This window comes from Sphingomonas sp. Ell38C01, assembly GCF_055231975.1.
The window spans coordinates 2,536,210-2,548,561 of the sequence record NZ_JBUYVA010000001.1 but is presented as its reverse complement, the minus strand read 5'-3'; the positions used below and the strand labels follow the sequence as shown (position 1 = coordinate 2,548,561).

Below are 12,352 nucleotides of genomic sequence, written 5' to 3'. Positions count from 1 at the left end.
TTTCGGAGTAAGCTCGTTCCAGACGGCCGCTGCGTCGCCCCGCATTGTGGGACGACGCCCGAACCTCAGTAGATCACGTCAGTGATCGGATCGACAGGGCCGCGGACCTGGAGCACCAGATCGGCAATCCGGTCGCCATTGCCGTCGAGGCTGACGGTCGTGGTGTTGCTGGCCGAATCGAACGCGAAGACCGCCTGTCCGGCCGCGCCGGTGAAACCGGTGACCTGGGCGAACGCCTGGTCACCGCTCGCGGACGGATTGGCGTCGATCGCGGAGAAGTCGATCCGGTCGCTGCCCGAGACGAAGTCGAGCAGCCGGTCGATCGCGTTGGGCGCCGAGTCGGCGAGCGCGTCGTAGACGAACACGTCCGCGCCGGTGCCGCCGTAGAGGATGTCCGCGCCGCCACCGCCATCGATCGTGTCGTTGCCCGCATTGCCGCGGATCGTGTTCGCCACCTCGTTGCCGATGATCCGGTCCGCGCCCGATCCGCCGACCGCGTTCTCTACCGTCACGCCCACCGCGATCGCGACATTGCCGACGAGCCCGCCGACGTTCGAGAAATGGCCGTCATTGAGGTCGATCAGTTGCGCCTGCGTGAAGCCCGAGAAGTCGAGCGTGTCGTTGCCGCCGCCGTCCCAAACCGCGAAGATGACGGGCGAACTGCCGCTCGTCGCAGTGTAGTAATCGCGCCCGGTGTTCGAGTTGAAGCCGTAGGTGGTGTCGCCCGCGCGTGTCGCGGTGTTGGCACCGTAGAGGCGCTGTGCGGCGGCGATGTCGTCGAGCAGCGGCGCGGCGGCGTAATACCCGCCATTGTTGCCGCCGGTGTTCGTTTCCGACCAGTAGCTCATGACGGTGTACTGGCGCGTATCCTCGTAATATTGCGCACTGTTGGCGTAGGTGGGGGAGCCGTTGCCGGCATTGTAGTCGCCCGGATGGCCCAGCCCGATCGCGTGGCCGATCTCGTGGATCAGCACCTGCCCGCCATAGTTGAGATTGTCGGGCGCGCGATTGTAGCTGAGCGAACTGTTGTACCAGCTGTCGCCGCCGACGCCGCTGCCGGGATGATAGGCGAACGCCGCCGCGCCCGAGGCACCGGTCGAATAGTTGCCGAAGAGCATCTGCGCGCTGTTCGAATAACCGTTGGAGCCCGTGACGCGGGTGAAGCGGATCTGCGCGACGTCGGCCCAGGCCTGGAGCGCGATCTGCGTCTGTTCGATCTGCGCGGCGTTGAAGACCGAGAAGCCGCTGGTGCCGTTGGGCATCGAGGCCGGGGCGGACGCGCGGAAGGCATAGCTGACGTCGGCGGGCTGGCCGAGCGCGGATCCATTCCACGTCGTGTTGGCGCGCCCGATCTGCGCGGCGGCCTCTCCGCTCGTCAGCGAGGGCTTGCCGTTGGGGCCGCTGTCGCCGCGATCCTCGACGTTGAGTGCGCCGTAGGGGGCGGGGGTGTGGCCCTGATCGGGGGTCGCGCCGCCGCTCTGGCACGCCCAGCAGTGGCACATTTGCGGGTCGTTGGTCGTTAAGGCTCCGTCGAACACGTCGGAGCGCAGTTCCATGTCGAAACCGGTTGCGACCCCGGTCGCTTCGTCCCCAAGCTCTTGCGCTGCGGCGAAGTTTCTTTCCCAAATCATGGCATTCTCCCGGTGAACGGCCGGGCGCATCCCTCCTGCCGGGTGGCTGACGCCCGGCCCCCTGCGCGGCGCCGGCTTTCCCGTCCGGCGTTCGCGATACTGGTCTCCGCGCTAGTCGGCTGTACGGCAAGCCCGGCGGCGGATCGAACCGCGAAAGGACGCATAATGACGGTCGAACCGGGCGAAATGCGAGACAGCTTGAGACTGCGCGAGGCTGGAGAACTAGTGGGCCGCTGGTCTGTCAGCGCTGTCAACCTACGGTGCGGACTGGATTTTCTCGCCGGGCGTATCGAATCGGCGAACGCATGGGCGCTGTCCGATCCGGGGCGATGCCTTGCCATGATCGTACCGGGCGCGGTCGGGTGGCGGCCCGCCCCCGACGGCATCGAACTGGTCGGCGCGGATCGTCTGACGCTGATCCTGTTCGATGCCGAGGGCCACGCGACCACGCGCGACGGAACCGCGCTGAGGCTCGCGCGCGATCAGGCGGGCTGAGCGACCGGCGGCAGGCGAAGCCGCGCACCGTCGGGGAGGAACGACACCGCGCGGGCGCGCATCGGCTGCCAGAAGGCGGACAGCGTCAGCAGCGCGGAGCCGATCACCATCGCGGTGAACGCGGTCGATAGCTCGACCGCGCCGGCCGAGCGGAAGAGCGCGTACATCGCGTAGAGTACGTAGACGAGGCTCGACACCAGCAGCGCACGCCGATCGACCGCGAGCGCGACGAACGCGAAGGCGACATAGAGCGTGAGGACGACGATCGCGGTGGGGACGCCGACATCGTCGAACACGCCGAGCATCTGGAACACCGGATGCGCGATCAGCGGCGCGGCGGCGAGGTGGAGCCAGAAGGCGACGTCCGCCTTGCGCGTGCGGCGCTCGCGATCCGACAGGTCCCACCGCATCGCCAGCGCGAAGACTGCCACGCCCGCGACGAGCAGGAGCGGATAGATCGCGTCCTTCACCCCCGGAAACGCGGCGACCACCAGCCCGACGACGACCGCGACGACCGCGCACGCGCCCGCTGCGACGGTGATCGGGACCATGAAGCGGCGCCAGTGGATCCATGTGGCGGCGGCAGTCAGCGCCGCGACTCCGGCCGCGATCAGCCCGCCGACGCGTGGCGAGGGATCGGGGAGGACCAGCGCGAGCGTCCACACCTGCGTCCAGGCGATGCCGCCGACGAAGGCGAGCAGCAGCAGGATGCTGGGCAGCGCCATCCGGCGGCGGCGCGTGAAATATTCGGCGAGGCCCCAGGCGGTCGCGGCGACGAACGCGCCCGCAACCGGGTTCGCGATCGTCGCGCCGATCTGCCCGACCGCGGCGAGCAGCAGCGCGATCGCGATCGAGACGAAGATGTCGTTGAAGCCGGTGAGGAGGCGGAAATGCTCCTCGTCGACCGCGGGCGTCTCGCGCTGGGTGGCGATGTAGCCGCGGAACGCCGACGCGGCGTCCTGGGTGAGTGCGCCGGCGGTCACCGCGCCGTCGATATCGCTTTCGCTGTACATTCGCGTCCTCCTGTCGGGCGGAGGATGGCAGAGGTGTATTGATTGTGCAATACACGCCGGTAGGGACGAGCCCTGGGGCGGATCGATAGCCAGCGGCGGTGGTAGATCTGGCCACGGCTTCAAACCGGCGAGACGCATTTAAACCGCCGTTCGAGAGGAAGCGGGACCCCGGATCACGTTCGGGGTGCCGGTGTCCTCCGGGCGGATCTCGTCGCGCGAACGCGAACGTCGATCCGCCCGGACCCGTCGTCAGCCCTGCAGCTTCTGCGCGATCAGCATCGATTGACCCGCGCCCGAATCGGGGACGATCTCGCCGGTGCGGTCGATGATCTCGGCCCAGTGCGCCGCGACGCCCTCGACCGACAGGTCGGTGCCGGTCAGCAGCTTGCCGGGGGTGAGCGTGACGTAGCTGGCCTGGAACACGCCCGCGCCCGCGCCGACGATCTGGTTGGTGGGCGCGTCCTCCGACACGAGGAACAGCGCGGCGGGGACGACCTTTTCGGGCGCGAACGCCTTGAACGCCTCGGCGGGGAACAGGTCTTCGGTCATCCGCGTGCCCGCGACGGGGGCGATCGTGTTGACCTTGATGTTGTTCTTCGCTCCCTCGAGATAGAGCGTCTTGGTAAGGCCCGCGAGCCCCAGCTTGGCGGCGCCGTAGTTCGCCTGGCCGAAATTGCCGAACAGCCCGGTCGACGACGCGGTCATCAGGATGCGGCCGTAATTCTGGTCGCGCATCGTCTGCCATGCCGCCTTGGTGGCGTTGGCGGAGCCGACGAGATGGACCTTCACGACGAAGTCGAAATCGCCCGGCTCCATCTTCGCGAAGGTCTTGTCGCGGAGCACGCCGGCGTTGTTGATGAGAATGTGGACGCCGCCCCATTTCTCCTTGGCCTTGGCGACCATCTCGACCATCTGGTCATATTCGGTGACGCTGCCGCCGTTCGAGATGGCCTCGCCGCCCAGCGCCTCGATTTCCTCGACGACCTTCAGCGCAGCGTCGGAATGCCCGGTGCCGTCGCGCGTGCCACCGAGATCGTTGACGACGACCTTCGCGCCGCGCCGCGCGAGTTCGAGCGCATATTCGCGACCGAGCCCGCCGCCGGCCCCGGTGACGATCGCGACCTTATTGTCGAAGCGGATGGAATGATCGGCCATGGGAAAAGGCGCTCCTCTCATGTGAGTGAAGCGCCTTCCCTTAACGTCAACGGTGCCGGGCGCAATGCCCTACGTAACACGCGTTATGCGTGGCGCTTACTTGCCGCCGCGCTGCATGCAGTTGTCGTACTGACCCTTCTTGCAGATGGGGTATTTCGCCATCGGGGCCGGGGCGGGATAGGCCTGGTCCGGGGTCGGCGCCTGCTGGAAGCGGACGGTCGCGCCGGGGGCTGGTGCGCCCTGCGTCGCGGGGCCTGCGGGCTGATAGCCGCCAGCCGGATCGGCGCCGTCCGCCGCGGGGGCCGGGGCGGGGGTCTGTGCGACCGGGGCGGGGGGCGCGGCGGGTTCGGCGGCCGGCGGGGTCGCCGGCGCTGCGGGATCGGCCGGAGCCGCCGCGTCTGCAGGCGCGGCGGCCTGATCGGCGGGGGCGGTCGCCGGCGCAGTCTGGTCGGCGGGCGGGGTCGTCGGCGCGGTCTGCGCGATCAGCGGGGTGGCGATGAACGCGGCGGCTGCCAGAAGCATGGTCTTCATATCGGATCTCTCCTCGAACTGGGCACGAACCGACTGCGTCGATCCGGTGCACGGGAGAGGCAGCGCTTCACGGCTGCGAAGGTTCCTTCGTTTCGTTTGCGACTCGAGGATGTGCCCAGCGTTGCAAAGCAAAATCCCGTTCGTTTCGAGCGAAAATCCCGTTCGTTTCGAGCGAAGTCGAGAAACGCGTTTCGTCGGTTGCGCGATGTTTCACGACTTCGCTCGAAACGAACGGCCGGGTCTTCGCGCGTCGCGCTGGCGTCTCTAGGCTCCCGAATCGAGCGCGTACCCCGCGGAGCGCACGGTGCGGATGATGTCCGGGCGGCCGCCGTCGTTGATCGCCTTGCGCAGGCGGCGGATATGGACGTCGACGGTGCGGCTCTCGATGTCGCTGTCATGGCCCCAGACCGCGTCGAGCAGGCGCTCGCGCGAGAAGACCCAGCCGGGATGCTCGAGGAAATGCTTGAGCAGGCGGAATTCGGTCGGCCCGAGGGGCACGATCTCGCCGCCGCGGCGAACCTTGTGGCCGACGGTGTCCATCTCGAGATCGCCATAGGTCATCATCTCGCCCGCCAGCGCAGGGCGGACGCGGCGCAGCACCGCGCCGACGCGCGCGACCAGCTCGCGCGGGGAGAAGGGCTTGGTGACGTAGTCGTCCGCGCCCGTCTCGAGCCCGCGGACCCGGTCCTCCTCCTCGCCACGCGCGGTGAGCATGATGATGGGGACGTTCTGCGTTTCGGGCGCGCGGCGCAGGCGTCGGCAGACCTCGAGCCCGGACAGCCCCTCGACCATCCAGTCGAGCAGCACGATGTCGGGCACGTGCTCGCGCGCGAGGAGCAGCGCTTCCTCGCCGTCGATCGTGTGCGCGACGTCGAAGTCCTCGCGCTTGAAATGCCAGATCAGGAGTTCGGCGAGGCTGGCATCGTCCTCGACCAGCAGCATGCGTGCGCGCGGCATCTTCAGTCTCCCAACGCCCGCGAGAGCGTCTCACGATCCGCCATCCGGGTGCCGGTGGCGGCAAAATACACCATTTCCGCGACGTTGGTCGCGTGATCCCCGATCCGCTCGAGGTTCTTCGCGACGAACAGCAGGTGCGCGACCTGGCTGATCGTCTTGGGATTCTCGACCATGTGGGTGACGAGGGTGCGGAAGATGCTGTCGTAGAAATCGTCGAGCGCAGTATCGCGGTCGACGATCTCGATCGCGGCCTCCGCATCGCGCGCGGCGAACGCGTTCAGCGCGTCGTGGACCATCTCGGCGGCCATCCGCCCCATCGCGGGCAGGATCGAGATCGGCTCGATCCGGTGCTCGCTCTCGATCATCGGCACCCGCTTGGCGATGTTCTTGGCATAGTCGCCGATCCGCTCCACCACCGCGGCGATCTTCATCGCGGCGACCACTTCGCGCAGGTCGTTCGCCATCGGCGCGCGCAGCGCGATGATGCGGACCGCCATCTTCTCGACCTCGGTCTCGATCGCGTCGATCCGGCGATCGTCGGCGCGCAGCATGCTCGCCAGCGCGAGGTCGCCGCGCTGGAGCGCCTTCATCGCGTCCGCGATCTGCTGTTCCGCCAGCCCGCCCATCTGCGAGATCAGCCCGCGCAGCTGGCCGATGTCCTGGTCGAACGCCTTGACGGTATGGTCCTGTCCGGTCGGCATGCCTGGTCCCCTCAGCCGTACCGGCCGGTGATGTAGTCGCGCGTGCGGTCCTGCCGCGGGTTCGTGAAGATGTCCGACGTGTCGCCATATTCGACGAGCGTGCCGAGGTGGAAGAACGCGGTCTTCTGGCTGACGCGCGCGGCCTGCTGCATGTTGTGCGTGACGATGACGATCGCATAGCGGCCGCGCAGCTCGTGGATCAGCTCCTCGATCCGCGCGGTGGCGATCGGATCGAGCGCGCTGCACGGCTCGTCCATCAGGATCACTTCGGGATCGACCGCGATCGCGCGCGCGATGCACAGCCGCTGCTGCTGCCCGCCCGACAGCGCGGTGCCGCTGTCGGTGAGGCGGTCCTTCACTTCGTCCCAAAGCCCTGCGCGGCGCAGCGACTGCTCGACGACGCGGTCCATCTCCGCTTTGCCCGCCGCGAGGCCATGGATGCGCGGGCCGTAGGCGACGTTCTCGTAGATCGACTTGGGGAAGGGATTGGGCTTCTGGAACACCATGCCGACGCGCGCGCGCAGCTGCACCACGTCCATGTCCGGCGAATAGATGTCCTCGCCGTCGAGCCGGATGTCGCCCTCGACGCGTGCGGAGGCGACGGTGTCGTTCATGCGGTTGAGCGTGCGCAGGAAGGTGGACTTGCCGCACCCCGACGGGCCGATGAACGCGACGACATTGTCCATGTCGACGTCGATCGACGCGCCGCGGATCGCGTGGTTCGCCCCGTACCAGACGTTGACGTCGTGCGCGGTTATCTTGTGCTTCGGGGTCACCAGCGGGTCTCGAATCGGTTGCGGAGATAGATGGCGAGGCCGTTCATCGCGAGCAGGAAGACGAGCAGGACGATGATCGCCGCCGACGTCTTCTCGACGAAGCCGCGGCTGACCTCGTCGGACCACAGGAAGATCTGGACGGGGAGGACGGTGGCGGGATCGGTCAGCCCGTCGGGCGGCGCGGCGATGAAGGCGCGCATCCCGATCATCAGCAGCGGCGCGGTCTCGCCCAGCGCGCGCGCCATGCCGATGATCGTCCCCGTCAGGATGCCGGGCAGCGCGAGCGGGAGGACGTGGTGGAACACGACCTGCACCGGCGACGCGCCGACGCCGAGCGCGGCGTCGCGGATCGAGGGGGGCACCGCCTTGATCGCGTTGCGCCCCGCGATGACGATGACGGGCATCGTCATCAGCGCCAGCGTCAACCCGCCGACGATCGCGGCGGAGCGCGGCAGGTGGAAGGTGCCGAGGAACACCGCGAGCCCGAGCAGCCCGAAGATGATCGAGGGCACCGCGGCCAGGTTGTTGATCGACACCTCGATCAGGTCGGTCCAGCGGTTCCGGGGTGCATATTCCTCGAGATAGAGCGCGGCGAGCACGCCGACCGGGAAGGCGAGCCCGAGCGTGACGACCATCGTCAGCAACGAACCCTTGAGCGCGCCCCAGATGCCGACGCGGGTCGGATCGGTCGCATCGGCGGTGGCGAAGAACGACGTGTTGAGCGCGGCCGAGAGCTTGCCACCCAGCGCCTTGACGGTCGCCTCCGCTTCGGGTGTGCCGTCGCCCTTCCACGCGGTGTCGATCGGGCTGGCGACGGGGACGTCGAGCACGACGCGGCGCGCGAGCAGCGACGGGTCGCGCTCGATCGCGTCGCGGACGGCGAGCCAGGCGCCGTCGGAGAGAAGTTCGGCGCCACCCTGCCGGGGATAGGCGGAGTCGGCGGCTGCGTCGACCGCGCCTTCGAGGCCTGCGCCCGCGAGCGCGAGATCGGCGCCGGGACCGCGCAGCCGGGCGGGATCGAGCGCGATCTTCCCCGACAGGTCGACCGGCAGCGCGATGCGCGTCTCGAGGAAGCCGCCCGCGCCCTGCACGACCATCGTGACGAGCAGGAAGGCGAGGAACGCCGCGGACAGCGCGACCGCGGCGAGCCCAGTCAGCCGGAAGCGGCGTTCGGCGGCATAGCGCTGGCGGATCCGGCGCCGCATCGCGGGCGTCGTCCAGTCGGTCGGCGCGCGATCGGGGGCGGGCGCGCTATTCATACGCCTCCCGATAGCGCTTCACGACGATCAGCGCGACGATGTTGAGGATCAGGGTGACGACGAAGAGCGTGAGCCCGAGCGCGAAGGCGGCGAGCGTCTTGGCGCTGTCGAACTCGGCCTCGCCGGTCAGCAGGTCGACGATCTGCTTGGTGACGGTCGTCGTACTGGCGAACGGGTTGGCGGTGAGCGTCGCGACGCCCGACGCCGCCATGACGACGATCATCGTCTCGCCGATCGCGCGGCTGACCGCGAGGAGGACGCCGCCGACGACGCCGGGAAGCGCGGCGGGGACGAGGACCTTGCGGATCGTCTCGGACGGGGTCGCGCCCATCGCCAGGCTGCCGTCGCGCATCGAGGCGGGCACCGCGGACAGCGAATCGTCCGCCATCGACGAGACGAAGGGGATTATCATGATCCCCATCACCAGCCCGGCCGCCAGCGCGCTTTCCGACGAGGCGTCCGCGATGCCGAGCGTGACGCCGAGGCTGCGGACGGCGGGTGCGACCGTCAGCGCGGCGAAATAGCCGTAGACGACGGTGGGGACGCCCGCGAGGATCTCCAGCAGCGGCTTCATCCAGCGCCGGGTCGATGCGGCGGCGTATTGGGTGAGATAGATCGCGCTCATCAGCCCGAACGGGATCGCGACCGCCATCGCGATGACCGCGCCGATGAAGAAGGTGCCCCAGAACAGCGGCACCGCGCCGAGACTGGCGCCGGGATCGCGCGCGTCGATCACCTGCGGGCTCCAGTGCGTGCCGAACAGGAAATCGGTGAAGGGTACGAGCCGGAAGAAGCGGATGCTTTCGAACACCAGCGAGGCGACGATCCCGATCGTCGTCAGAATCGCGATCAGCGAGGCGGCGAGCAGCAGCCCCATGACGACGCGCTCGACCTGGGTGCGTGCCGAGAAGCCCGGCTTCGAGCGGAGGAAGGCGAGCGCACCGCCCGCGAAGGCGAGCAGGATCGCGGCACCGGTCGCGAGCCAGTCGTAGCGGGACTGGGCTTCGGCATAGGCGGGGGCGAGTGGCGCGGCGAGCGGGTTGAGCGCGCCGTAGTTGCGGCCGTCCGCCAGCGCGCGCGCCTCTGTGAGGATCGCGGCGCGTTCGAAGGCGGAGGCCGGGAGCCGCGCCGCGGCCGGGGACGCGAGGACCGCATCGGTGACGAGCGCGGGGGCAGTGAAGCTCCACACCGCGAGGAAGACGAGCGGGGGCAGGACGGTCCACAACGCGGTGAACCATCCGAAATGGCCGGGCAGCGAGCTGAACCGCCGCCCCGACTGCCGGAACCGCGTCGCGCGGACGCGCGCGGCGAGCCACCCGATGAGGCCGAGCCCGAGGACGACGAGGGTGAGCGCGACGGGGCTCATTTGAGCGCCGCCGCGTCGAGCGGGGTCTCGTTCGCGACGATCGCGGCGGAGCGCGTCTGCACGGCGGCGGGCGCCGCGATCAGCCCGCGGCGGACGAGCGGCCCGTCCTTGCCCCACAGCGTCGTGTAGAGGCGCACGAACGCGCGCAGCCCGGGGATCGCGGCGAGGTGCGCCTTCTTGACGTAGATGTAGAGCGGTCGAGAACCCGGATACGCGCCCGATGCGATCGCGGCATAGGTGGGCGCAACCCCGTTCAGCGCGACGCCGTTCACGGTCGCGAGATTCTCTTCGAGATAGCTGTAGCCGAACACGCCGATCGCGTTGGGGTTGGTCGACAGCTTCTGGACGATCAGGTTGTCGTTCTCGCCCGCATCGACATAGGCGCCGTCCTCGCGAACGCGGGTGCAGCGCGCCGCGAAGGCGTCGGGCTGCGCATCCTTCATCGCCTTCGCGGCGGGATCGAACGCCTCGCAGCCCTTGGCGAGGATCAGCTCGGCCAGCGCGTCGCGGGTGCCGCTGGTCGAGGGCGGGCCATAGACTTGGATCGCGGTGGCGGGGAGCGCGGGGTTCACGTCGCGCCACGTCCGTGCCGCGTTGGGCTTTCCGCCCGGATTGGCTGCGAGCGCACGGTAGAGGTCGACCGGGGTAAGCTGCATGCCCGGGCCGGCCTTGGCCTCCGCGAAGGCGATGCCATCGATCCCGACCTGCACCTCGAGGATCGCGCCGACGCCATTCCTTTCGCAGGCGGCGTATTCGGCGCGCTTCATCCGGCGCGAGGCGTCCTCGATATCGGGATGCTGCGCGCCGAGCCCGGCGCAGAACAGCTTCATCCCCGCGCCGGTGCCCGTCGATTCGATCACCGGCGGCCGCGCGTCGGCGTTGGCGGCGAGATATTGTTCCGCGACGATCGTCGTGAACGGATAGACCGTCGACGAGCCGACCGCCTTGATCTGCCGCCGCGATCCCGCGCCGCCCGCATCCGCCTGATCGCGCCACGCGCCGGTCGAGATCGCGGGCGCGACCCCGATCAGCGCCGCGAGCGCGAGGAGCCCGGGAAGGGCCCAGGAAAAGGCGGCATTGCGGGGCATCATGGTCCTTGGGTGCGCCGTCGACCCCCCGGCCGCCCTGTCGCCAGCGCGCTGTGTGACACCGACGTTACGGCTTGATGACAGCGTCCGCGGCAGGGAGCGACACGGTGACGCGCGTGCCGACGCCGACCGTGCTCGCGATATCGAGCCGGCCGCGGTGACGCTCGACGATATGCTTGACGATCGCGAGGCCGAGCCCGGTGCCGCCGAGCGACCGGCTGCGCCCCGAATCGACGCGGTAGAAGCGCTCGGTGAGGCGCGGCAGGTGATCGGCGGCGATGCCGTCGCCCTCGTCCGCCACGGTCAGCCGGATCGTCCGCGCGGAGTCGCTCGCCAGCGCGATCGTCACCGGGGTGCCCGCGCGACCGTATTTCATCGCGTTGCCGACGAGGTTGTGGAGCATCTGCGACAGCTGCGTCCGGTCTGCAAGGACGGGGGCGATCCCGGCATCGAGCGATAGCGCGATGTCCGCGCCGCGGCGGCCATGCGTGTCGAGCAGCTCGCCGCGCACCTCCTCGATCAGCCGCGCGAGATCGACCGGGGTGGCGGGGACGCGGTATTTCTCCGATTCGATCCGGCTGAGCGAGATGAGATCCTCGACCAGCCGTTCCATCCGGCGCGCTTCGTCGTCGATGATCTTGAGGAAGCGGTCACGCGTCTCCGCATCGTCACCCGCGGCGTCGCGCAGCGTTTCGACATAGCCCAGGATCGAGGCGAGCGGGGTGCGCAGTTCGTGGCTGGCGTTGGCGACGAAATCGACGCGCATCCGTTCCGCGGTGTAGCTGCCGCTCTGGTCGATGAGGTGGACGACGCGCGCGCCAGCAGGCGTCTCGGCGACGCGCATCTCCCAGCGCTGGTCGCGGGTGCCGAGCCCGGCGAGGTGGACCGGGGCGGCGTCCGCATCGACCTGCGCGGCGGCGAGGCGTTCGGTCGCGGCGGGGTGGCGGATCGCGACGCGAACGTCCTCGCCGACGATGTGCGCGCCCAGCAGCGTGCGCGCGGCGCGGTTGGCGAGCGCGACGCGGCCCGCGCGGACGAGGATGACGGGTTCGACGATCGCGTCGAGCAGTTCGGCCTCCGCGACGCCCGCGGTATCGGGCGCGGCGGCGTCGGGCGCGGCCTCCGCCTCGCCGGTGCCCGCCGCCACCAGCACCGCGGCGGCACCCAGGACGAGGACGAGCACCGCATGCTGGGCCTGCGAGTCGATCGCGAACGCCGCGATCGCGGCGACCGCGACCAGCGCGAGCGCGATCATCGTGCGGAGGGCGAATCCCTGCATGAGGCGAGGTCCTGACGTTGGGTCTGTCCGCGACCCGGTTCGTACTGAGCTTGTCGAACCACTGTCCTTCCCTGCAACGGCGCAGAAGAAAAGCAGCAGTT

12 protein-coding genes are annotated in these 12,352 nt (G+C 69.3%); 1 reads left to right on the top strand and 11 read right to left on the bottom strand.

What is annotated here, in order from left to right:
• Window positions 1–65 precede the first annotated feature (65 nt).
• Window positions 66–1,556, bottom strand: a complete 1,491-nt coding sequence (locus ACV7NO_RS11990; protein ID WP_463406220.1) for a serralysin family metalloprotease — start codon at window positions 1,554–1,556, stop codon at window positions 66–68.
• Window positions 1,557–1,796: 240 nt separating this feature from the next.
• On the opposite strand from ACV7NO_RS11990, the gene ACV7NO_RS11985 reads away from it, so the two are divergent.
• On the top strand, window positions 1,797–2,126 hold the full coding sequence (locus ACV7NO_RS11985) for an AprI/Inh family metalloprotease inhibitor (RefSeq protein ID WP_463406219.1): 330 nt from the start codon (window positions 1,797–1,799) through the stop codon (window positions 2,124–2,126).
• Here ACV7NO_RS11985 and ACV7NO_RS11980 read toward each other — a convergent pair.
• The 10 genes from ACV7NO_RS11980 to ACV7NO_RS11935 form a co-directional block, all read right to left on the bottom strand.
• Complete coding sequence (locus ACV7NO_RS11980; RefSeq protein ID WP_463406218.1) at window positions 2,114–3,139, bottom strand: hypothetical protein; 1,026 nt, start codon at window positions 3,137–3,139, stop codon at window positions 2,114–2,116. The two genes, ACV7NO_RS11985 and ACV7NO_RS11980, sit on opposite strands and share 13 nt — an antisense overlap.
• Before the next feature lie 249 nt (window positions 3,140–3,388).
• On the bottom strand, window positions 3,389–4,294 hold the full coding sequence (locus ACV7NO_RS11975; RefSeq protein ID WP_463406217.1) for an SDR family NAD(P)-dependent oxidoreductase: 906 nt from the start codon (window positions 4,292–4,294) through the stop codon (window positions 3,389–3,391).
• 96 nt (window positions 4,295–4,390) lie between these two features.
• Window positions 4,391–4,825, bottom strand: coding sequence for a hypothetical protein (locus tag ACV7NO_RS11970; protein WP_463406216.1), 435 nt, complete (start codon window positions 4,823–4,825; stop codon window positions 4,391–4,393).
• A 264-nt stretch (window positions 4,826–5,089) separates the two neighbouring features.
• The gene (gene phoB, locus ACV7NO_RS11965) at window positions 5,090–5,782 is read right to left on the bottom strand and encodes a phosphate regulon transcriptional regulator PhoB (RefSeq protein ID WP_463406215.1); all 693 of its coding nucleotides are present in this window, start codon (window positions 5,780–5,782) and stop codon (window positions 5,090–5,092) included.
• 2 nt (window positions 5,783–5,784) lie between these two features.
• Complete coding sequence (phoU, locus tag ACV7NO_RS11960; RefSeq protein WP_463406214.1) at window positions 5,785–6,483, bottom strand: phosphate signaling complex protein PhoU; 699 nt, start codon at window positions 6,481–6,483, stop codon at window positions 5,785–5,787.
• An 11-nt stretch (window positions 6,484–6,494) separates the two neighbouring features.
• Window positions 6,495–7,259 carry a phosphate ABC transporter ATP-binding protein PstB gene (gene pstB / locus ACV7NO_RS11955; protein WP_463406213.1) on the bottom strand — a complete coding sequence of 255 codons (765 nt, stop codon included), beginning with the start codon at window positions 7,257–7,259 and terminating at the stop codon, window positions 6,495–6,497.
• Window positions 7,256–8,518 carry a phosphate ABC transporter permease PstA gene (gene pstA, locus ACV7NO_RS11950; protein ID WP_463406212.1) on the bottom strand — a complete coding sequence of 421 codons (1,263 nt, stop codon included), beginning with the start codon at window positions 8,516–8,518 and terminating at the stop codon, window positions 7,256–7,258. Before pstA ends, pstB begins: the two co-directional genes overlap by 4 nt.
• Window positions 8,511–9,884, bottom strand: coding sequence for a phosphate ABC transporter permease subunit PstC (gene pstC, locus ACV7NO_RS11945; RefSeq protein WP_463406211.1), 1,374 nt, complete (start codon window positions 9,882–9,884; stop codon window positions 8,511–8,513). Before pstC ends, pstA begins: the two co-directional genes overlap by 8 nt.
• Window positions 9,881–10,972 (bottom strand): substrate-binding domain-containing protein, encoded by a 1,092-nt coding sequence (locus ACV7NO_RS11940; RefSeq protein ID WP_463406210.1) that lies wholly within the window; start codon window positions 10,970–10,972, stop codon window positions 9,881–9,883. The genes pstC and ACV7NO_RS11940 overlap by 4 nt, the downstream gene beginning before the upstream one ends.
• 67 nt (window positions 10,973–11,039) lie before the next feature.
• On the bottom strand, window positions 11,040–12,251 hold the full coding sequence (locus ACV7NO_RS11935; RefSeq protein ID WP_463406209.1) for a sensor histidine kinase: 1,212 nt from the start codon (window positions 12,249–12,251) through the stop codon (window positions 11,040–11,042).
• Between the last annotated feature and the right edge of the window lie 101 nt (window positions 12,252–12,352).

Bases quoted from the DNA above. Each gene is read 5' to 3' on its own strand.
- ACV7NO_RS11990 (WP_463406220.1), bottom strand. From the start codon at position 1,556: ATGGAACTGCGCTCCGACGTGTTCGACGGAGCCTTAACGACCAACGAC.
- ACV7NO_RS11985 (WP_463406219.1), top strand. From the start codon at position 1,797: ATGACGGTCGAACCGGGCGAAATGCGAGACAGCTTGAGACTGCGCGAG.
- ACV7NO_RS11980 (WP_463406218.1), bottom strand. From the start codon at position 3,139: ATGTACAGCGAAAGCGATATCGACGGCGCGGTGACCGCCGGCGCACTC.
- ACV7NO_RS11975 (WP_463406217.1), bottom strand. From the start codon at position 4,294: ATGGCCGATCATTCCATCCGCTTCGACAATAAGGTCGCGATCGTCACC.
- ACV7NO_RS11970 (WP_463406216.1), bottom strand. From the start codon at position 4,825: ATGAAGACCATGCTTCTGGCAGCCGCCGCGTTCATCGCCACCCCGCTG.
- phoB (WP_463406215.1), bottom strand. From the start codon at position 5,782: ATGCCGCGCGCACGCATGCTGCTGGTCGAGGACGATGCCAGCCTCGCC.
- phoU (WP_463406214.1), bottom strand. From the start codon at position 6,483: ATGCCGACCGGACAGGACCATACCGTCAAGGCGTTCGACCAGGACATC.
- pstA (WP_463406212.1), bottom strand. From the start codon at position 8,518: ATGAATAGCGCGCCCGCCCCCGATCGCGCGCCGACCGACTGGACGACG.
- pstC (WP_463406211.1), bottom strand. From the start codon at position 9,884: ATGAGCCCCGTCGCGCTCACCCTCGTCGTCCTCGGGCTCGGCCTCATC.
- ACV7NO_RS11940 (WP_463406210.1), bottom strand. From the start codon at position 10,972: ATGCCCCGCAATGCCGCCTTTTCCTGGGCCCTTCCCGGGCTCCTCGCG.
- ACV7NO_RS11935 (WP_463406209.1), bottom strand. From the start codon at position 12,251: ATGCAGGGATTCGCCCTCCGCACGATGATCGCGCTCGCGCTGGTCGCG.